Source organism: Bradyrhizobium sp. Mp19 (genome assembly GCF_029952935.1).
Lineage (GTDB): Bacteria > Pseudomonadota > Alphaproteobacteria > Rhizobiales > Xanthobacteraceae > Bradyrhizobium > Bradyrhizobium elkanii.
Genome location: NZ_JASAUT010000030.1, coordinates 20,118 through 38,693 on the forward strand (window position 1 = coordinate 20,118; position 18,576 = coordinate 38,693).

The window sequence follows — 18,576 nt, forward strand, 5'->3', positions numbered from 1 at the left end:
CAAAGGTGCCGGCGGACACGGCAACTTGACTCGTCGGGCAAATCAGCGGCATTATTCCATTATTCCGAAATCGCGATGTGAGTCTGCGGCTCCTCCAACCCGTCGTCCCTGCGAAAGCAGGGACCCATAACCACAAATGCCAACTGTTGGACGATGCTGGAACGACGAGTCCCTTCAACAAGTCCGCCGCGGCGTATGGGTCCCTGCTTTCGCAGGGACGACGATGAGGATGGTTCCGCTTCGCTCGCAATGACGAAGCTAAAACACCGCCAGATACTTCAGCAGCGAGACGATGCCGATGATGATGACGACGGCGCGCGCGATCTGCTTGGCGCGGCCGTCGAGCGGCAGCATGTTGATGAGATAAAGAACGAGAATAACGACAAGGAAGGTGACGAGTACGCCGACGAGCATGCGGAGCCCCCTGATGGCATCGGTGAATGTGCTGTTCGCCCTTTGCTAACGTGCAGGAGGCAGGCCGGTTCCGCGCCAGGAACCGAAAGCGGCCGCCCGCGTGCGATCGACGCTACTCGCGCGCCACCACCGCCGGCCGGCCATATTTGGCGCGGATGCGATCCGGCGCCGGCGTGAAGTTGAGCTGCGCGCCGCGCCGGTCCGGACGGCTCACCGACATCAGCCCGTCCTTGCCGGCGACGATGTCGCCCTTGCGCAAGGTTGGGTCGTCTTCAATCTTGACCGCGGCCAGGCCGACAGAGTCCTTGCCGTTGCAGGTGCAGCCCGAGACCAGCTCGTCGCGGTAGCGGAACGCGTTGGGCAGCTCGGAATACGGCTTGCCGTCTTCCGTCGCGGCGTTGTCGATATTGCCGCCATAGACCACTTCGGTTGCGCTCGCCGGGCAGAAGCTGTTGCAGCTTTCCGCCTTGCTCTGGTTGCCGGTCGCAGCAAGCGGGAAATAGCGGCCGTCGCAGGTCCGCACGCAATAGGCCTGGCCGACGTCATAGCGCGGACGGCGCTCGATCCGCGGCGCCATTGGCGCCGGGCCGTCGTCGAACGGCATCCGGATCACCGGCGGGCGGCCATGCATGAAGCCGCCGAACAGTTGCGAGAAGAAATCCTGAGCTTGCGCTGCGGGCGCAAGGGACAGGCCGAGCAATGCCGCCGTCCCGAACGCGCAGCGCCTCACGTGCCGTTTCACCATTACCGACCTCGGTACAATCCCGATCCCTGGAGCCCCCCGTTCCGATTGAATCGGAACAGGGCTCTCGATTCTTGTTCTGACGCGTTTTCTTCACGCGAACCGGTATCCACTTCGCTCGAAAACGCTCTAGTGTCCCGAATCCGAAGTTCGTGCGATTTCGCGGCAGCCACTTTCACGAACTTCGCATTCATAAAGCACACTAGAATCATAAGTTTGCTAGTGTCCTTATCGAATCCGAAGTTCGCTCCGAAGGTGCGGCAAATGATGCGAACTTCGCATTCGAGACACTAGTACAACGAGGAAGCCGTCGGGATGTTCATCGCCTGACGCCCGGAAGGCAGCGTCATCGCCGCGGGGCGCGGCCGCGCCGCGGCCCGGCCGGACCGAGATCTGCGTCGTGGTCGGGCCGATCTCGCGCGCGGCGAGGTGCGGCGCGTTCTTCGGCAGCACCACGACCCTGGTGCCGACATCGACCCGGCTGAACAGGTCGGAAACGTCTTCATTGGTCAGGCGGATGCAGCCGGACGAGACGAACTTGCCGATCGTCGAGGGATCGTTGGTGCCGTGGATGCGGTATTCGCTGGAGCCGAGATACATCGCGCGCGCACCGAGCGGGTTGCCCGGGCCACCGGCCATGAAGCGCGGCAGATAGGGCTGGCGCCTGATCATCTCGGCCGGCGGATGCCAGTCCGGCCATTCCGCCTTGCGGCTGATGCTCTGCACGCCGGCCCAGGTGAAGCCTTCGCGGCCGACGCCGACGCCGTAGCGGATCGCCCGGCCGCCGCCGAGCACGTAATAAAGTGCGGTGTTGCCGGTATCGATGATGATGGTGCCGGGCGCCTCAGTCGTGTTGAGCGCGACGGTGGTCCGGCGCAGCCGCTCCGGCAGCGCGCCGTCCTCACCGGCCCCACTCGAAGGGTCGTTCATCACCTCGTCGGCGGGAAATGCGCCCGGTTGCGTCGACGCATAGCCGAGCGCGGAAGAGCGGACCTGGGCGCTGGCCGCCGTGCTGACGACGAGCGGCGTCACCAACAGGACGCTGCCGATGGCGAGAGTGCGGGCAAGGGTGCGCGCGGCGCGCGACGCAAGCCGGCGGCTGGAAACAGGCTGCTGTGTCATGTGCTGCCCCTGGACGGGATGCGCATCGTGGTGATGCGATGCCGGGCCAACGCGCAGGGCCGCGAGTCAGTTCCGCCGCGAATCGTCGCGAAGCCGCGATTGTCAACCCGTCACGTCTCACGAAGCCGCGATGGAACTTTCTCCGCGGCGATCAGTTGTCATCGCGCAATTCGGCGCGCGGGGCGACCACGCGACGGGTTTGTTCGTCCTCACGCGGGAGGAGTTCGGTGCGCGCCTTTCCGAGTGAAGACCTGCTTGGCAATGCGCCCGAAGGCACGCCCGTCCCCGACAGCAAGATCGAACTGCCGCCGGTTGTCAGCCGCGCCGAGGCCGTCGCCTTCGCATTGATCGCCCTGCTGGTCATTGTCGTTGTGGCGGTGCTCTATCTCGCACGCGCCTTCTTCCTCCCGATCACCATGGCTTTCATCGTCGGCACCATGCTGTCGCCGGCGGCGAGCATGCTTGAACGCTATCGGATCCCGCGCGCGCTCGGCGCGGTCGTCATCGTGATCGCGGTCGGCGCCGCCGTCAGCTTCATGGTCGGGCTGATCGCCTCGCCGGTGATGGAGTGGAGCTCGCGGCTGCCCGAACTCGGCGCGATCCTGAGGGAGAAGCTGCATGTGTTCGACCGGCCGCTCGCGCTGTGGCAGGAATTGCAGACCATGGTCGGCGGCTCCGATACGCTGGCCACGCTCCAGCTGCCGAAATTCGAGTGGGTGCAGCCGACGCTGGAATTCCTGTCGCCGACCTTCGCCGAATTCCTGCTGTTCATCGCGACCCTGATCCTTTTCATCGCAAGCTGGAAGGATCTGCGCCGCGCACTGGTGATGGCCTTCAGCGAACGCACGGCGCGGCTGCGTACGCTGCGCATCCTCAACGAGGTCGAGACCCATCTCGGCAATTATCTGCTGACGGTGACCATGATCAATGTCGGCGTCGGCATCGTCACCGGCGCGATCTGCGCGATGACGGGCATGCCAACCCCGGCCGGGCTCGGTGCGCTCGCCGCGACGCTGAACTTCGTTCCGATCATCGGTCCGGTCGCGATGTTCGTCGTGCTGGTCGTGGTCGGCATCATCGCCTCGCCGACCATCGGCGCCGGGCTGATCGCGCCGGCATGTTTTGCGGTCGTGACCTTCCTGGAAGGACATTTCGTGACGCCGACGATCGTCGGACGGAGGCTGTCGCTGAATGCGCTCGCGGTCTTTCTGGCGCTGGCGTTCTGGACCTGGCTGTGGGGTCCGATGGGCGCCTTCCTGTCGTCGCCGCTCTTGATCGTGGCGCTGATCGTCAAGGAGCATTTGATGCCGGTCAATTCGCCGCAGCTGCCGGAAGACTAGCCCCGGTTTCGCATCGGGAACCATGCACCGCGCGGCGCGTTTTTGTTCCAGCACGCAAGTTCTCCGGGAGCCTTCGATGTCGAGCACGGACAGCGCATTTGGGATCAAGAACATGACGGACAAAGCGACCTACGAACGCCTCGAAAAGGATGTCACCGCCGTGAAAAACGATATCGCCGCCCTCACCGAACAGATCACCGACGCGCTGAACTCGTTTGCCAACAACGCGGGCAAGCAGGCCCGCCGCCGCTACAAGGATGCGCGCGCCAGTGCGGAAGATACACTCGACGACATGTCGGAGCGCGGCAGCGCGATGATGGGCGCGGCGCAGGATGCCGCATCCTCGATCGAGGAATCGCTGGAAGATATGATCACGCAGCGGCCGCTGGCGACGGTCGGCCTTGCGCTCGGTCTCGGCTTCCTGATCGGCGTCACCTGGCGCCGCTAGGCAATCTGCGGTCTCCGGGGGATAAGCCCCATGGTGGCGATCATGCGAAAACCACCGTTCTGGATGCGATGGCGGCGCTGGCGCGCCGCCGCCGCGTTTGTCGATGCGCTCTTCAGGGCGAGGCTTAGGGCAAGATTCAAGGCAAGATTCAGGGCAGGGCTGGTCGATGCTTCAGCGGCTGATCAATGACGTCAAGGATTCCACCGGCAACGCGCTGCGGCTGACGTCGCTGGCCGCGGCCACGGCGATCGCGCTGTTCATCACCATCGCCTTTCTGTGCGCGGCCGCCTTCGTCTACGTGCTGCAGCACTACGGGCCGGTGGAAGCGTGCCTCGCCGGCGCCGCGCTGTTCCTTGTCGTCACGGTGATCGCCGCCAGCGTCTACGTGGTGCGAAAGCGCGAGATGCGCCGCCGCGCCGAGAAGGCGGCAAAGGCCGCCGCGGCCAATGTGTTCGCCGATCCGGTGGTGGTCGCCACCGGCCTGCAGATCGTGCGGGCCATCGGCGTGAAGCGGCTGATCCCGCTCCTGGCGGTCGGCGGCCTCGCGCTCGGCCTGATGGCAAGCCGCAGCGCTGCCAGCAGCAGCGAGGCGGACGAGGAGGAATAGCCTGCGTTGCCCGGTAAGGTGCAAACCGCAACCAACGATGTCATCGCCCGGCTTGACCGGGCGATCCAGTATTCCAGAGACGATTGTGATTGAGCCGATGGGCCGCGGCGTACTGGATCGCCCGGTCAAGCCGGGCGATGACGCCGTCGATATTAGACCGACTGTGCGCCCTGCTCAGGTCACGCAGCGGCCGGGCTGCAGCAGCTTGGCCACTTCGGTCAGCACGCTGACCACCGGCTCGCAGGCCACCTTGCGGGTATCGCCGGGCCGTGCCCGAGCCGGCACTGCGGGGCGATGGCGCGCCTCTTCCTTGGCCACGGGGACGCGGACCAGCACCGACGTATCGGGAAGCCGCTCGACCTTCAGCGCAACGGTCCGGCTCGGCAGGCCGGTGACTGGAACCGTGGCACGGTCGGTCTTGGCGGCGCGATTGACGGCGCTCTCCGGCGCCAGTGCGGTGGTGACCTGCTGGCCGCCGATGAGATCGTGGCCAGATGCCAGCTGGACGGCGCCAAGCGTCAGCCCAGCCGCCAGCGCAGCGAAAATTCCCATCTGAATCTTTGACATGGTGATGTCCCTCGCCCCATGGAAATTCGCTCGACGATCCCTTGGCGATCCCGGACACAACGCGAACGAAACCCGCGGAGTTCTCGCGTCCGGCCATCACTTAACCGTGTACGAAAATATTTTCGCTTGCGCGGAACGACTCAGGGGGTCTGCGAGTCATTGGAAGAGCCGGTTATTCCCCCTGCCCCATTGACCGGCGACGTAGGGCGCGACCGTGGTGATGCCGGTCGCGCCCTGCTCTTTTTCTGGTGTGCCGCGAACGATGCGTCAGCCGGCCTGTCGCTCACCAGTCGCAATCGAAAACCTGAAACCGAAGGCCCGGCCCTCCCACTCGCGAGAGGACCGTCCGCGTCAGGCATTGTCGTTCGCTGGCATGTCCTGGGATCGAACAACCGTCACTTCACGGCATGACGGGCAACGGCCGACGTGAAACTTGATTCCGGTTGTCTGGTCGTCGACGAGCATCAATTCGCTCAAGGGCTCACCGCATTTGCAGGTGACCGTTTTCTGATCGGCAAAGTACATCTGACGTCCTCCATAAGCCTGGAGATTTCTCGTCTTCGGGGCGAGCTCGCTTGCGCCGTGCTCGCCCCCTCGATTCCGCTCCTTCTCGTTCGGTCAGATCCGGGCCATCCGGATGGTTGGTGTGGCTCCTGGCGCTTATTTCGAAGCGGATTGCGCCTTCCGTGACTCCGCGGCTTCGCGCGCCTGCCGCTCGGCCTTGAGGCGCTGGAAGTTGTCGTAGAACGCCTTCTCGTTGGCGCGATGCTCCTTCATCGCCTGCGATGCATCTTGCTGACGCTGCGCATCACGGTCCTTGCGCTGCTGGGGAGTAAGATTCATACGACCTCCGACTAAGCTCTTGAATCAACGCTGGATTCAACGCGCGAGGCCGGAAAAGGTTGCACCTTGGGAAGGAACTGGATCTATTTGCGCAGGCTGGCCCAGACGCCGCCGAGGATCAAAAGACCGCCAACCAGATGGATCAGCTTCGGCGGCTCGCCGAGGATGATCCAGGACAGGAAGGCGCTCGCAATCGGCGCGACGTAGAGCACCAGCGAGCTCCGCACCGAGCCGAACCGCGCACCGAGCCAGGCGAAGCCCGCATAGGCGATCAGGCCGGGCACGAGGCCGGCGAAGACATAGGCCTCGAACGCCCGGGTGTTGAACACCTCCGCCGGGGCGGCCCACATCTCCTGGAGCGCCGGCGGCAGCGAGCACAGCGCGCCGGCCGCCGAGAACAGGCTGACCCGCGCCAGCAGCGAGGCGCGCGGCGCGACGCGCGACTGCAGCAGCGTGTAGCCGGACCAGCCGAGCATCGCGCACACCACCAGGAGATCGCCCCAGGCCGCGCTCGATTGCGTCAGCGTTTCCAGATGACCGCCCGAGACGATCAAGAGCGCGCCGCCGAGCGCCAGCGCCGTACCGAGCCATTGCAGCGGACCGATATGCTCGATGCCGAGCGCCGCCGAGATCAGCAGCACAATGATCGGCGACAGCGCGAAGATCAGCGCGATGTGGATCGCCGTGGTCGTGATGCCGGCGATGTAGACCGGGGCGCCGCACAGGAACATGCCCAGGAAGCCGGCGGCGAGGATCGGCCAGAGGTTCTGCGCCAGCGGGATCTTGCCGTCGCGGATCGCTGCGATCGCAAACGGCGCGAGGCCGATGGCGATGATGCTCCAGCGGAAAAAGGCCAGCGAAAACGGCGGCACCGAGCCGGCAAGCCCGCGCGCCAGAACCTGGTTGGAGGCCTGCCCGACCGCGACCAGGATGAAGCCGGTCAGCGCGACCGCGTCCTCCCAGCCTTTGGCGGGGCGGCTGACCTGCGCTTTCGGCGGCTCCGCATCCATGACACCGCCCCCTCAGCCGGCGCGCGATCGGCTCACACGTCCGCTACTGCTCGGCCGCCTCGCGCTCCATGTCGCGGCCGGCGAGATCCTCGCCCTGCATGTTGGCGTATTCGCGCGCCATCTCGCGCATCAGGAATTTGGCGGGGACGTCGTGATAGCTGCCGTGGTCGTTGACATACTGCATGTAGGCGCGCCCTTCGCCGTCGAAGGGATGCAGCAGCGCGTCGGCGTGGCCGTCGAAATCGAGCGGCTTCACGCCGAGCTTGGCGCACAGCGTGTCGTTGAAGGTCGGGGTCGCCTTGCGCCAGGCGCCGTCGACGAACACGTCGGTGAAGCCGTGCCAGGTGAACAGGTCCGAGCCCATGCTCTGGCGCAGCTTCTCGGTGGTGAGGTGGTTGCGCACATCGGCGAAGCCGACACGCGCCGGGATGCCGTGGACCCGGCAGGCCGCGGCATAGAGCGCCGCCTTGCCGACGCAGTAGCCGTTGCCGGCGGCGAGCACGCTGGAGGCCCGGTAGCTCTCGGGCGAGCGCATGCTGACATAGGGGTTGTAGCGGATGCCGTCGCGCACCGCGGTATAGAGCCGGCGCGCCTTGTCGCGCGCGCTGGCGTCAGACGGAACGGCGGCGCGGGCGAACGCCTCGACGGCGGGATGGTCGCTGTCGACATATTCGCCAGGGTCGGTGTAGAGGCGGCTGATCGTATGGGGGAGATGTTCGGTCATGGCGTAAGCTTAGCAAGCCATCCGCGCAGTTCAATGCAGCACGTGCAGCCCTCCCGCAGCCCTGCCCCGCCGAAGCCCCGCTCCGATTAAATCGAAACGGGGCTCTGGATTTTAGTTTTGACGCGTTTTCTTCACGCGAACCAGTGCCCACTTCGTTCGAAAACGCTCTAGTTCTCGAAGTGTTCGTCCAACCGCGGCGACGGGTAGCTGCGCCGCTTCGCCTTGAAATATTGGCGTGCGAAATGGATGCCGATCCCGATCAGGAACGGCGGCGCAAGCGCGGCCGCGATCATGAGCGCGGTGATCGATTTCGGCGTCACGATGTCCAGCACCATCGACGCCAGCAGCCACAGCGTGGCAGCAATCACCGCGACGTCGACGTGCTTCATTCCCCGGTCTCTCCCTTGGTTCCTGGCTACCATCCGGGTTCCATCCTACCGGCTGGTCCCGGACGCGCCAAGGATTCCGGGCTGCAGACGGTACCTCCGGCCCTTCACTTTTTTGGAACGGCGCTTGTTTGGAACGGCGCCTGCGCGGGCCACGTTTATCCAGATCAGACCTTGATCAGCCGAGCACGGAGGCCGCGATGGCCAACTCCAGTGACATCCACAGCGGCGTCGACCGTCCCGCCAGCCGCAACGGCGTCAACGATCCCGTCGGCGGCGTCGATGTGAAGCGAACCTTCAACGACAACCAGACGCCGCACGAACGCGCGCAATGGGCCGCCGATGTGCGTGCCGACCCCTCGCCTCGGCGGGGCGAACCGTTCCTGCCCGAAGCGCTGCGACGGCCGCCGACCGCACCGCTCAATCCACGCACCGGCCGCCGTGCGACTGACTAGGCTGTGAGCGCCCGCACCAGCAGCAGGCCGCCGGACAGCGCGAGAATCGAGAGCGCGACGGAGGCTGCGATGTAGGCGCCGGCCGCCCACAGCTCGCCGCGCTGCATCAATACGATCGCATCGAGCGAGAAGGTCGAGAAGGTGGTGAAGCCGCCGCAAATGCCGACGGTGAGAAACACTCGCATCGCCTGGCTGGCGTTCCAGCTCAGCGCGAACGACTCCGCGAAGACGCCGATCAGGAACGAACCCACGATATTGATCACCAGCGTGCCCCAGGGAAATTCCGTGCCGACCAGGCGTCCCGCGCCGATCGCCACCAGATAGCGTGCGACCGATCCCAGCGAACCGCCGATCGCGACCGCCGCCAACAACTGAACGTTCAATGCTCCGCCTTTCCGGCTCGCCATTCGACGAAGCCCGCCAGCACCCCAAACACGAAGGCCGCAGCGACCAGCTCGCCCGGCGCGTCGACCAGCAAGGCGACGACACCGACGAGCCAGATCGACCCGACCAGCGACAATGCGATTGAGAGTGAACCAGGAAGACCCGTCATGCGCTGTCCCTTCTCATTCGCGGGACACGGCGGGTCGGCGGTGGCACATGCTCCTACCGACGCTGTCGCGTCCGGTAGGAGTCATCAGCCTCGCGGCGGTTATCGGGGGACTCCATCCCCATCAACGTGGCGATGGTAGGCGAGCGGAGCGGCAGGAGCAAGTGGCCGTTCCGCCGTTTCGCTTCTCGGCTTAGCCGGTCGTCGACAGCATCGCGTTCAGTTCGACGGCTGTCTTCAGCTGATCGATGCGCGCAACGATCTGCTCGCGTTCGACACCACGCGGCAATTGAGCGAGCAGGCCTTCAAGTCTCGCACGATGTTCCTCGAGGCGTTGCTCGAATGTGTGGGGTTCAGATCGCTTCCGCTTTTGAATCGTCCTCTGCATTATCGACCTTTGGCGGTTGAAGACCGGGGCTGTTGGCCCAGCGGTCCAGTTGCTCAATGACTTTCGCGTGGCTCGGGCGCCGCGGTTTCGGGGCTTCCGGCTCATCGGACAGCTTGCGGGGAAGCTTGACTTGGTTGGCCATGGCATCTCTCCAGCGACATCGACATAACGAGGCGGGCAGCCGGATCGTTCCCAAATTTTTTACCTAAGTTATTGATTTCATTTGTTAATCATACTCAATTAGCATTTTTGTCTCAACCGGTGGAACCTCACGCGAGTTTGGCGGTTTAGCAAATTACTCAACAAGCTAAGTCTGGGTGTTTTGCGATGAATGAGCTTCGCGCTGAACGGCTTCAGGTCATGCTGTCGCCAGAGGAGTTGGCAGCCCTCGACGATTTCCGGTTCAAGCACCGCATGCCGACCCGCGCTGCGGCGGTCCGCGAGCTGCTCAAGCTCGGTCTGGCCGGCGTGGGCACCGACGGGGCGGCAGGGGTGAAATCGAGCGATTATGGGGTGTTTGACCGGGGGCCCGACGGGCACACCCAGAGCGACGCGCCGCAAGAGGATTGACGGCGCGCTGGCACAGCATGGTGGCGATCAACCGGCGGCGAACAGGTCCACAATCGCCTTCAGGATGCACACCACGAGGGCCGACGTGAACATCGCCGTGCCGAGATCCGCGAGATAAAGCAGTTGCGCCCTCTGCTCAGCATCAAGCCGCGCGATCGCTTTGCGCATGGCCAAGCTCCCTTTTCGGGAGAACGCAATGCGCCGATGTCCGTTCCCTCCTTTGCGTCAGGCCCGCTGCAGCGCCAGCGTCACGCCGCCGAGCGTCAGTGCCATGGCGCCGATCTCGCGGAGCCCCAGCGGCTCACCAAGAATGATCGCGGCCGACACCACGCCGATGACCGGCACCAGAAGCATGCCCGTTGACGCCGATGTCGGCGGCAGGCGGCGCAGCGTCTCGAACCAGGTGAGATAGCAGATGCCCATCGGCATCAGCGTCATGTAGGCAAAGCAACCGAGGCCGAGCGGCGTGATCGCGGCATAGTTCGGATGCTCGAAGAGAATGCCGAGCAGAAGCATCACGAAACAGCCGATGCCGACCTGCCAGGCCACCACCGCGAGCGGCGGCATCGGCAGCGGCTTGCGATTCAGCACGTTGCCGAGCGCGAACAGGATGGCGCAGGCGAGCGCCAGCGCGATGCCGGTCAGCTTGTCGGCGCTGAACGCAAAGCCATTGCCGCCGAGCAGGAGCGCAACGCCGGCGACGCCGAGCACCAGCGCCGCAAGATCCCGCAGCGTCGGGCGGCTGTGCAGCACCGGCCAGGCGAACAGCATCGCCCAGATCGGCATCGTGTAGGCGAGTAGCGCGCCCTCGCCGACCGTGACGAACTTCATCGCGATGGTGCCGAAGCCCATCCAGGCGAAGACATTGGTGAAGGAGGCAAACAGCAGCCGCGGGATCACCTCGCGCGGCACGGCGAGCGACTGCCCGCGGGCCAGCGCCAGCGTGCCCAGGATCACCGCCGCGCAGGTGCCGGCAAGCCCACGGGCGAACAGCGGCGGCCATTGCTGCAGCAACAGCTTCATCAGCGGCCAGTTCAGGGCCCAGCCGAAGGCCGTCACCACCAGGCAGAGAAAGCCGATCGTTCGATCGCGTTGCGTCGTATCCATCGGCCGCGCTTAGCAGGCGAACGCACGGGATTCCACATCGCTTCGCGTATGAGGGCGCGGCGCGTATGCAGGGACGCGTGGCACGCGCGAATAACCGGGCGTTGACCTTCGGACACCGCGCCGTCAGGCGAAGGTGCCGATCGTGACCCGCGGCCAGCCGTCGCTTTTCCGCGCGGCGGCAAGCCTGGCCGTCCAGGCATCGATCAGGCTTGCGATGAGCAGGCGGCCGGTGCCGCGCATGTCGGGCAGTTTCATGGTCGGCGTGCCGAGCGTCAGCGCGACCACGCCGTGGGTCGCCGCCAGCAGCGCGGTCGCGAGCCGCTGCGCAAGGCCAGGTGCCGGCTCGGCGCCATGTGCCGCCAGAAATTCCCGCACCGAGACCACGAACAATTCGTAGCTGCGGCGCGCGATCTCGGTCTCGCCGAAATAGACGCCGTCGGGAAATCGGCGGTCCTCGATCGTACCGGACATCGAGAACAGCGAGCGGAAGTGATCGGGATTGTCGGCCCAGTAATCGAGATAGGTTTCCATCACGCGCCGCAGCCGCAGATCGCTGTCGGCCGTCTCCGCGCGGACCCGATCGAGGCGTTCGGCGACCGCCTCGAGGTTCTGCTGCTTCACCGCGAGCAACAGCAGCAGCTTGGTCGGGTAATATTTGAGGACGGTGCCCTTCGAGTAGCCGATCGCGTCGGCGATCTTCTGGATCGAAACGGTCTCCAGCGTGCCGGCGGCGAACTCCTTGCGCGCGGTTTCCAGGATCAGCGCCTTCAGCGCCTCCTTGTCGGCCTCCTGGCGCGCCCTGCGCTGAAAGCGCCGTGCGCCTTTGGCTCGCTCCACGATCGACATCCCCATCTGCCTCGCGCCTCCATGCCGCGCACCCGCCCCGATGGCAACCCCGCCCTTGCAATATGCAAGTTAATTAACTATGGTCAATTAACTAATGACAAGACGGGAGGATCCGATGAGCACCGATGGGAGCCCCCTTGCGAGCTCCGTTGCAGGCGAAATTGTCCGCAGCGATTTCGATCCGTTCAGCGCGGCGACGCGGGCCGATCCCTACGGCACCTATGCGGAGCTGCGTGCCGCGGCGCCGGTCATCCGCCTGACCAAATATGACATCTGGGCGGTGCCGCGCTTTGCCGAGGTCAAGGCGATCTTCGGAGACCATGTCAATTTCAGCAACGCCGGCGGCGCGGGGCTTGCGAACCACTTCAAGGAAAAGCCGTGGCGGCCGCCGAGCATTGTGCTGGAAGCCGATCCGCCGCTGCACACCCGAACCCGTGCGGTGCTGGCGCGGATCCTCTCGCCCGGCGCGATGCGGCGGCTTGCCGATGACTTCAAGGCCATGGCGACGCGGCTGGTTGACGGGCTGGTCGAACGCGGATCGTTTGACGCCATCAAGGACATCGCCGAGGTGTTTCCGGTCAGCGTGTTTCCCGACGCGCTCGGCATCGACCAGGAGGGCCGCGAGAACTTCCTGACCTATGGCGCGATGGTGTTCGCCGGCTTCGGGCCCGAGAACGATTATTTTCGCGATTTGATGCAGCAGGCGCCCCGCGTCCTGCCCTGGGTCGCGGCGCGCTGCCGGCGCGAGGCGTTGCGCCCGGGCAGTTTTGGCGCGCAGGTCTATGAGGCGGCCGACGCTGGCGACATCAGCGCGGAGGAAGCGCCATTGCTGGTGCGTTCGCTGCTCTCGGCCGGGCTCGACACCACGATCAGCGCGATCGGCATGGCGCTGTACACGCTTGCGCGCCATCCCGAGCAATGGTCGCTGCTTGCAGCCGATCCGTCGTTGTCGCGCGCGGCCTTCGACGAGACCCTGCGCTTCGATTCACCGGCGCCGTTCGTGTTCCGCACCACGCCGCATGACACCGAGATTGCAGGCGTCACGATCGGCAAGCACGAGAAGGTGCTGCTGCTGCTCGCCTCCGCCAACCGTGACGAGACGCGCTGGGAGCATGCCGACCAATTCGACGTCAGACGGCGGCTCTCCGGACATATGGGCTTCGGCGTGGGCATCCACGGCTGTGTCGGGCAGATGGTGGCGCGGCTGGAAGCCGAGGCCGTGATCACAGCGCTCGCCAGCCGCGTCAAGCAGTTCGAGATTGCAGGCCCCACGGCCTTCCGCGACAGCTCGGGCCTGCGGGCGCTCAGCACAATGCCGGTCCGCGTGACGCCGAAGTAACGTCGCGATCGAAGGCTCGCTCAAAAAAAGCCGGCGTACCTTTCGGCACGCCGGCCTGGATTTTGCCGCTTGCGTAAATTCAGCTCATGCCGATGCCGCGCGCGGCGTGCGGTTGCGCGAGTTGCGCTGGAAGAACAGTGCCTGGCTCGCCACCGCCGACACCATCGCCGGCTGGAACGGCTTTGAGATCAGGAATGCCGGCTCCGGCCGCTCGCCGGTCAGGAAGCGCTCGGGATAGGCGGTGATGAACACCACCGGCACCTCGAAGGTCCGCAGCAACTCGTTCACGGCATCGAGGCCCGACGAGCCGTCGGCGAGCTGGATGTCGGCGAGGATCAGGCCGGGCTTCTTGTTCTTGGCGAGCGCCACCGCATCGGAATGCGTGCGCGCAACGCCGATGACGTTGTGGCCGAGATTCTTCACCAGGCTCTCGAGGTCCATGGCGATGAAGGTCTCGTCCTCGATGATCAGGACGTCGGTGGCGATCTCGGCGGCCATCTCGCGGCCGGCGGCATCGGTCAGCTTGCGCGTCTCGGCGATATCGGTGCCGAGAATGTAGCCGACCTCCTCCTCCGAAAAGCCCTCCAGCGACAGCAGCAGGAAGGCCTGGCGCGGCAGCGGCGTGATGTTGGACAGCCGCCGCTCCGGCGGCAGCGACAGCGTCGCCACGTCGGCATTGTCGTTGTTGTTCACCGACACCGAATTCCAGATCTGGGTGAACAGCCGAAACAGGCCGGCGCGCGGCCCGTGGGTCTGGTCCAGCAACGATCCATCCTGCAACAGGGCCTCGAGCATGGCCCCGACATAGGCGTCCCCCGACGCCTGATTTCCGGTCAGTGCGCGAGCGTAACGGCGCAACAGCGGAAGGTGTTCGGCAACGATCTGCGATCGGGACATTCCCACTCCATCCTTGTTCGTGAGGCCTGGTGGCCTGAAACCCGTTGTCTGGGGGCGCCAGAATCCAGTTCTGGGGCGCCCCCGGTTCCCCTGCATGCCCGACTACGCGCGAAAGCCGAAAAAGTTCCACGAAATAGTTCCAGCATTCCGGAACTTTCTGCGCAACTTTGCATTAGCTCCAGATCGACGAGGCAACGCGGCCAGCCTCTTTTTTCGAGGAAACGACTTGGAAATCAGAGACTTAACTCCCGGGGAAGCGTGGATCACATCATGAAGGAAGTAAAGAAGCAGGGCGGTCTCAACGCCGAGATTCAATCGAGAATCGGCCACCAGCTTCGCGCCATGTACGATGACGTGGTGCGACAGGGCGTACCCGACCGCTTTGCGGAGCTGATCCGCAAACTCGACGGGCCGGAGGCAGCGGCGGCGGCCGTCGCCGGGGGCGATACCGACAAGAACAATGGAGGGGACTAATGCCTCTCACGAATGAACTTCGCGACGATATCCTTGCGTCGGTCCCGAGCCTGCGCGCGTTCGCGATCTCGCTGTCCGGTAATGGTGACCGCGCCGACGATCTGGTGCAGGAGACCCTGCTGCGCGCGATCGCCAACATCGACTCGTTTCAGCCCGGCTCGAACCTCCCCGCGTGGCTGTTCACCATCCTGCGCAACCTGTTTCGCTCCGACTACCGGAAGCGGCGGCGCGAGGTCGAGGATGCCGAGGGCAATTATGCCAAGACGCTGAAGAGCCAGCCTTCGCAGGCGGCGCATCTGGAGTTCGAGGAATTCCGCGCCGCGCTCGAAAAGCTGCCGCAGGACCAGCGCGAGGCGCTGATTTTGGTCGGCGCGTCCGGCTTCTCCTACGAGGATGCCGCGGCGATCTGCGGCTGCGCGGTCGGCACCATCAAGAGCCGCGTCAACCGCGCGCGATCGAAGCTCTCCGCGCTGCTCTATGTCGACAGCGCCGAGGATTTCGGCCCCGACAACACCGTGCGCGCCGTGATCGGCGGCAATGGCGGCTAAGCGCGATCACGACGATAGATGAGAAAAGGCGGCCCGCGGGCCGCCTTTTTATATTGGCCTGCAAGGCCCGGTGACGCTCAGCGCGGCATCAGCTGGCCATCGCCGTCTTGACGGAGGCCGGCTTGAAGCCGTTTCTCAATTCGAGGATCTTGGCCGCGATTTCGGTCACCGGGACCGGGTGACTGAGCAGGAAGCCCTGCGCCTCGTTGCAGCCTTCGGCCCGCATATGATCCAGCTGCTCGACGGTCTCGATGCCCTCCGCGATCGTGGTCATGCCGAGGCTTCTGCCGAGGCTGATGACGGCGCGGACGATCGACTTCGATCCATGCGTCGCGGTCGCGTCGCGCACGAAGGATTTGTCGATCTTGAGCTTGTCGAACGGGAAGCTGCGCAGATAGCTCAGCGACGAATAGCCGGTGCCGAAATCATCCAGCGCGATGCGCAGCCCCTGCGCCTTCAGCTTGTGCAGCGTTGCAAGCGTCTCGTTGCTGTTCGCGAGGAACACGGACTCGGTGATTTCGAGCTCCAGCCGGCGCGGCGACAATTTTGACGCCGCGAGCGCGTTGACAACGACGTCGATGAAGTCGGCATCACGAAACTGGACCGCGGAGACGTTGACCGCGAGCTTCATCTCGCCGGGCCAGGTCGTCGCCTGTTCGCAGGCGCGATTGAGCACCCATTCTCCCAGTGGGCCGATCAGGCCGATCTCTTCCGCGATCGGGATGAACTGGTCCGGCGACACCAGCCCGCGCTTGGGGTGATGCCAGCGCAGCAGCGCCTCGAAGCCGCAGATGCGGTCGAGATGGAGATCGTAGAGCGGCTGGTAGAACAACGAGAACTCGTCCTTGGCCATCGCCTCGCGAAGGTCGAGCTCGATCGCCCGTCGCCGCTGCAGGCTGGCGTCCATCGCAGGCTCGAAGAAGCGCCAGGTGCCGCGGCCTTCCATCTTGGCGCGGTACAACGCGACGTCGGCGTTCTTCAGCAGCTTCTCGCCGGTGGTGCCGTCGCCCGGCGACATCGAGATGCCGACGCTGCATCCGACGACGACGCGATGCCCGTTCAGCTCGTAGGGCGCACCCACGCATTCCACGATGCGGCGCGCGAGGCGCTCGGCCTCGTCTCCGCCCTGGACGCCGCACTGGATGACCGCGAACTCGTCGCCGCCCAAACGCGCGACGGTGTCGACCTCACGGACGCAGGCGTTGAGCCGATCCGCGACCGCGCACAGCAATTCGTCGCCGACCGGATGCCCGAGCGTGTCGTTGACCTGCTTGAAATTATCGAGATCGAGGCAGAACACCGCGAAGCCGAGTCCGCGGCCGACCTGCGCAACCGCCAGCTCGATCCGCTCGGCCAGCAACGTCCGGTTCGGCAGCTTGGTCAGCGCATCGTGCCGGGCCATGAACGCGATCTGCGATTCCGCCCGTTGCTGTTCGGTGACGTCCTCGCAGGTGACGAGCCAGCCGCCATCGGATGTCGGCCGTTGCGCGATCGCAATGATCCGTCCATCGCTGAGATGCTGCAGATAGTTGCCGTCGTGCTGGGCCATCGACCGCTCGCGCTCCGCCAGCAGGTCGGTGACGGTCCGCTCCCCGTGATTGCCCGCGGCGATGCTCAGGTCGAGCACCTCCTCCATGGTCATTCCGGGAACGACCAGCTCCGGCGATATATCGAAGATCTCGCAGAACCGGCGGTTGGCGACCTGCAGCCGCGCTTCGCTGTTGTAGAGGCACAACCCTTGCGACATGTGCGTGAGCGCCGCGTCGAGCCGCAAATTGGTGGCATGCAGCTCCGCCTTCTGCTGCTTCAGCGCGGAGATGTCGCTGTAGACGAGAACGACGCCGCCCTCCTGCGTCTCGCTGCGGCTGACGCGCAGCCAGCGTCCATCCGACAGCTGCGCCTCGCTCGCAAAGCCGTCGATGTCACCGTCGGCGGGCGCCAGCCTGGCGGCATCGAGCGGATGCGACTGCAGAAGCTGCGGCGAGAGACGGATGAATTCACTCGCGCGCGAGTTGGCCAGCGCGACCTGGCCGTCCGCGTCGAGCAGCACGACGCCCTCGCGCGACGTTTCAAGCGCATCGGAAAGCCGTGCCTGCGCCGAGCGGCGTTGCGATACCTCTTGATTGACCATGCGCCGGATGTTGTCGCGCATCGTTTCCATGGCGGTCAGAAGCGTGCCAAGCTCGTCGGTACCGCCCTTGGGGATGGTCGCGTCGAGGTCGCCGCCGGCGATGCTTCGCGCGGCCCGCGATGCGATCGCGACCGGTCCGATGATGCGGCGCGCCAGCAGCCACGAAAACAGGGCCGACAGAAACAGCGCGACGGTCAGCCCGGCGACGTTGAGCTGCAGGTCCCGCTTGATCGTCGAGAGCGCCTTCTGCCGGAACAGAAAGCCATCGCCGGCCGTATAGTTGACCAGCAGCTCGACCTGCTGGCTGACGATCTTGGAGTAGCGATCGACATCGCCGACCGTCGCACCCGGTGCGCGCGGATCAGCCACCGCGCTTCCCTCTGTGGACGATCCGATCGCGCGTCGGTGCAGCGCCATCCAGGCGTCGGCGGCTTCCTGAACCTTTGCGGCGGCTTGCGCGGCGCGCGAGGATTGCGACCGATCGGCAGCAATAGCCAAATCTTCCGAGAGCGTCTTCGCGAGCTTTTCAATCTGGCCATCGAGATTGGCGCGGATCTCCGGATCCGTGGTCAGCAGGCGCTGCGACGAGGCGACCCGCATCGTGGCGAAATCCGCACCGGCCGCGCGGGCATAGTTGATCGACATCAGGGATTCGTCGAACGTCTTGGCCACCAGATCGCCGGCATGGCGGATGCCGAGGATGGAGTACCCGCCGAGGGCGACCGCAACGGCGCTCATCGCAAGGCAAAAAATCAGAATCTGGCTGCGGATCGAACCCTTGGTCAGGGCAAGACGCGAAAGGCGGCCGGTTGCGAACCGAAAGGCCGCACCGCTCTTTACCTTGAGGTTGCCAAATAGGCTGTCCATGCCCGCGTTTCGCCGTAGTGCTCGATACTCAAGCTACGCAGAAACGCGCAGCACTGCGGAAAATAACTGTCTGCTCAAAATTGCCTTAGTAGTGACTGGAACTCATGCTGAAATCGTTAAGATCAGCTGGCGATAATCACCCTTACAGGTAATCCGGGAGCCACGCTTGCAGCCCGGGATAGCCGATATTTGGTGTTCGAG

Annotated in this window: 25 protein-coding genes and 1 riboswitch; of the genes, 8 read left to right on the forward strand and 17 right to left on the reverse strand. The window is 65.0% G+C overall.

Annotated features, from left to right (window positions below):
- Positions 1–258: 258 nt before the first annotated feature.
- The 3 genes from QJT82_RS27885 to QJT82_RS27895 form a co-directional block, all read right to left on the reverse strand.
- Complete coding sequence (locus tag QJT82_RS27885) at positions 259–414, reverse strand: Thivi_2564 family membrane protein (RefSeq protein WP_016842974.1); 156 nt, start codon at positions 412–414, stop codon at positions 259–261.
- Between the two features lie 112 nt (positions 415–526).
- Positions 527–1,159 carry a DUF2865 domain-containing protein gene (locus QJT82_RS27890; protein WP_028342251.1) on the reverse strand — a complete coding sequence of 211 codons (633 nt, stop codon included), beginning with the start codon at positions 1,157–1,159 and terminating at the stop codon, positions 527–529.
- Positions 1,160–1,384: 225 nt separating this feature from the next.
- On the reverse strand, positions 1,385–2,278 hold the full coding sequence (locus QJT82_RS27895) for a L,D-transpeptidase (RefSeq protein WP_245288795.1): 894 nt from the start codon (positions 2,276–2,278) through the stop codon (positions 1,385–1,387).
- 227 nt (positions 2,279–2,505) lie between these two features.
- On the opposite strand from QJT82_RS27895, the gene QJT82_RS27900 reads away from it, so the two are divergent.
- The 3 genes from QJT82_RS27900 to QJT82_RS27910 all read left to right on the forward strand — a co-directional run bounded on the left by QJT82_RS27900 (position 2,506) and on the right by QJT82_RS27910 (position 4,673).
- Positions 2,506–3,618, forward strand: coding sequence for an AI-2E family transporter (locus tag QJT82_RS27900; RefSeq protein WP_028342252.1), 1,113 nt, complete (start codon positions 2,506–2,508; stop codon positions 3,616–3,618).
- 76 nt (positions 3,619–3,694) lie between these two features.
- The gene (locus QJT82_RS27905; RefSeq protein WP_016842979.1) at positions 3,695–4,066 is read left to right on the forward strand and encodes a DUF883 family protein; all 372 of its coding nucleotides are present in this window, start codon (positions 3,695–3,697) and stop codon (positions 4,064–4,066) included.
- A gap of 166 nt (positions 4,067–4,232) precedes the next feature.
- Positions 4,233–4,673, forward strand: coding sequence for a hypothetical protein (locus QJT82_RS27910; RefSeq protein ID WP_028342253.1), 441 nt, complete (start codon positions 4,233–4,235; stop codon positions 4,671–4,673).
- 174 nt (positions 4,674–4,847) lie between these two features.
- Here QJT82_RS27910 and QJT82_RS27915 read toward each other — a convergent pair whose 3' ends face one another.
- The 6 genes from QJT82_RS27915 to QJT82_RS27940 form a co-directional block, all read right to left on the reverse strand.
- Positions 4,848–5,240 carry a hypothetical protein gene (locus tag QJT82_RS27915; RefSeq protein ID WP_028342254.1) on the reverse strand — a complete coding sequence of 131 codons (393 nt, stop codon included), beginning with the start codon at positions 5,238–5,240 and terminating at the stop codon, positions 4,848–4,850.
- A gap of 351 nt (positions 5,241–5,591) precedes the next feature.
- Positions 5,592–5,765 carry a hypothetical protein gene (locus QJT82_RS27920; RefSeq protein ID WP_196238193.1) on the reverse strand — a complete coding sequence of 58 codons (174 nt, stop codon included), beginning with the start codon at positions 5,763–5,765 and terminating at the stop codon, positions 5,592–5,594.
- Positions 5,766–5,900: 135 nt separating this feature from the next.
- Positions 5,901–6,083 carry a hypothetical protein gene (locus tag QJT82_RS27925; RefSeq protein WP_016842983.1) on the reverse strand — a complete coding sequence of 61 codons (183 nt, stop codon included), beginning with the start codon at positions 6,081–6,083 and terminating at the stop codon, positions 5,901–5,903.
- Positions 6,084–6,166: 83 nt separating this feature from the next.
- On the reverse strand, positions 6,167–7,093 hold the full coding sequence (locus QJT82_RS27930) for a DMT family transporter (protein WP_028342255.1): 927 nt from the start codon (positions 7,091–7,093) through the stop codon (positions 6,167–6,169).
- Between the two features lie 43 nt (positions 7,094–7,136).
- Positions 7,137–7,817, reverse strand: a complete 681-nt coding sequence (locus tag QJT82_RS27935) for a transglutaminase family protein (RefSeq protein WP_028342256.1) — start codon at positions 7,815–7,817, stop codon at positions 7,137–7,139.
- Positions 7,818–7,984: 167 nt separating this feature from the next.
- Complete coding sequence (locus tag QJT82_RS27940) at positions 7,985–8,206, reverse strand: hypothetical protein (protein ID WP_016844392.1); 222 nt, start codon at positions 8,204–8,206, stop codon at positions 7,985–7,987.
- Positions 8,207–8,403: 197 nt separating this feature from the next.
- On the opposite strand from QJT82_RS27940, the gene QJT82_RS27945 reads away from it, so the two are divergent.
- On the forward strand, positions 8,404–8,658 hold the full coding sequence (locus QJT82_RS27945; protein WP_028342257.1) for a hypothetical protein: 255 nt from the start codon (positions 8,404–8,406) through the stop codon (positions 8,656–8,658).
- On the opposite strand, the gene crcB is transcribed toward QJT82_RS27945, so the two are convergent.
- The 3 genes from crcB to QJT82_RS27960 form a co-directional block, all read right to left on the reverse strand.
- A complete protein-coding gene (crcB, locus tag QJT82_RS27950; protein WP_028342258.1) occupies positions 8,655–9,041 on the reverse strand; it encodes a fluoride efflux transporter CrcB in 387 nt (128 codons plus the stop codon). The two genes, QJT82_RS27945 and crcB, sit on opposite strands and share 4 nt — an antisense overlap.
- Complete coding sequence (locus tag QJT82_RS27955; protein ID WP_155258614.1) at positions 9,038–9,211, reverse strand: hypothetical protein; 174 nt, start codon at positions 9,209–9,211, stop codon at positions 9,038–9,040. Before QJT82_RS27955 ends, crcB begins: the two co-directional genes overlap by 4 nt.
- Positions 9,212–9,279: 68 nt before the next feature.
- Positions 9,280–9,340, reverse strand: a riboswitch (Fluoride riboswitch).
- A 221-nt stretch (positions 9,341–9,561) separates the two neighbouring features.
- Positions 9,562–9,738 carry a hypothetical protein gene (locus QJT82_RS27960; protein WP_196238195.1) on the reverse strand — a complete coding sequence of 59 codons (177 nt, stop codon included), beginning with the start codon at positions 9,736–9,738 and terminating at the stop codon, positions 9,562–9,564.
- Positions 9,739–9,923: 185 nt separating this feature from the next.
- Between QJT82_RS27960 and QJT82_RS27965 the strand changes: the two genes are divergently transcribed.
- A complete protein-coding gene (locus QJT82_RS27965; RefSeq protein ID WP_028342259.1) occupies positions 9,924–10,166 on the forward strand; it encodes a hypothetical protein in 243 nt (80 codons plus the stop codon).
- A 27-nt stretch (positions 10,167–10,193) separates the two neighbouring features.
- On the opposite strand, the gene QJT82_RS27970 is transcribed toward QJT82_RS27965, so the two are convergent.
- The 3 genes from QJT82_RS27970 to QJT82_RS27980 form a co-directional block, all read right to left on the reverse strand.
- Entirely contained in the window at positions 10,194–10,334 is a 141-nt protein-coding gene (locus QJT82_RS27970) for a hypothetical protein (RefSeq protein ID WP_155258615.1), read from the reverse strand.
- A 57-nt stretch (positions 10,335–10,391) separates the two neighbouring features.
- Positions 10,392–11,273 (reverse strand): DMT family transporter, encoded by an 882-nt coding sequence (locus QJT82_RS27975; RefSeq protein WP_028342260.1) that lies wholly within the window; start codon positions 11,271–11,273, stop codon positions 10,392–10,394.
- Positions 11,274–11,396: 123 nt separating this feature from the next.
- The gene (locus QJT82_RS27980) at positions 11,397–12,119 is read right to left on the reverse strand and encodes a TetR/AcrR family transcriptional regulator (protein ID WP_245288796.1); all 723 of its coding nucleotides are present in this window, start codon (positions 12,117–12,119) and stop codon (positions 11,397–11,399) included.
- 115 nt (positions 12,120–12,234) lie between these two features.
- Here QJT82_RS27980 and QJT82_RS27985 point away from each other — a divergent pair, with 115 nt between their 5' ends.
- Positions 12,235–13,458: a cytochrome P450 gene (locus QJT82_RS27985; protein ID WP_028342262.1), complete on the forward strand. Its 1,224-nt coding sequence runs from the start codon at positions 12,235–12,237 to the stop codon at positions 13,456–13,458.
- Positions 13,459–13,542: 84 nt separating this feature from the next.
- Here the strand turns inward: QJT82_RS27985 and QJT82_RS27990 are convergent, their stop codons facing one another.
- A complete protein-coding gene (locus QJT82_RS27990) occupies positions 13,543–14,355 on the reverse strand; it encodes a response regulator (RefSeq protein ID WP_016847263.1) in 813 nt (270 codons plus the stop codon).
- A gap of 270 nt (positions 14,356–14,625) precedes the next feature.
- Between QJT82_RS27990 and QJT82_RS27995 the strand changes: the two genes are divergently transcribed.
- Both QJT82_RS27995 and QJT82_RS28000 read left to right on the forward strand, forming a co-directional pair.
- On the forward strand, positions 14,626–14,829 hold the full coding sequence (locus QJT82_RS27995; protein ID WP_018269610.1) for a NepR family anti-sigma factor: 204 nt from the start codon (positions 14,626–14,628) through the stop codon (positions 14,827–14,829).
- Entirely contained in the window at positions 14,829–15,377 is a 549-nt protein-coding gene (locus QJT82_RS28000) for a sigma-70 family RNA polymerase sigma factor (protein ID WP_016847265.1), read from the forward strand. The genes QJT82_RS27995 and QJT82_RS28000 overlap by 1 nt, the downstream gene beginning before the upstream one ends.
- Positions 15,378–15,465: 88 nt before the next feature.
- On the opposite strand, the gene QJT82_RS28005 is transcribed toward QJT82_RS28000, so the two are convergent.
- The gene (locus QJT82_RS28005; RefSeq protein WP_028342263.1) at positions 15,466–18,375 is read right to left on the reverse strand and encodes an EAL domain-containing protein; all 2,910 of its coding nucleotides are present in this window, start codon (positions 18,373–18,375) and stop codon (positions 15,466–15,468) included.
- Positions 18,376–18,576: the final 201 nt, after the last annotated feature.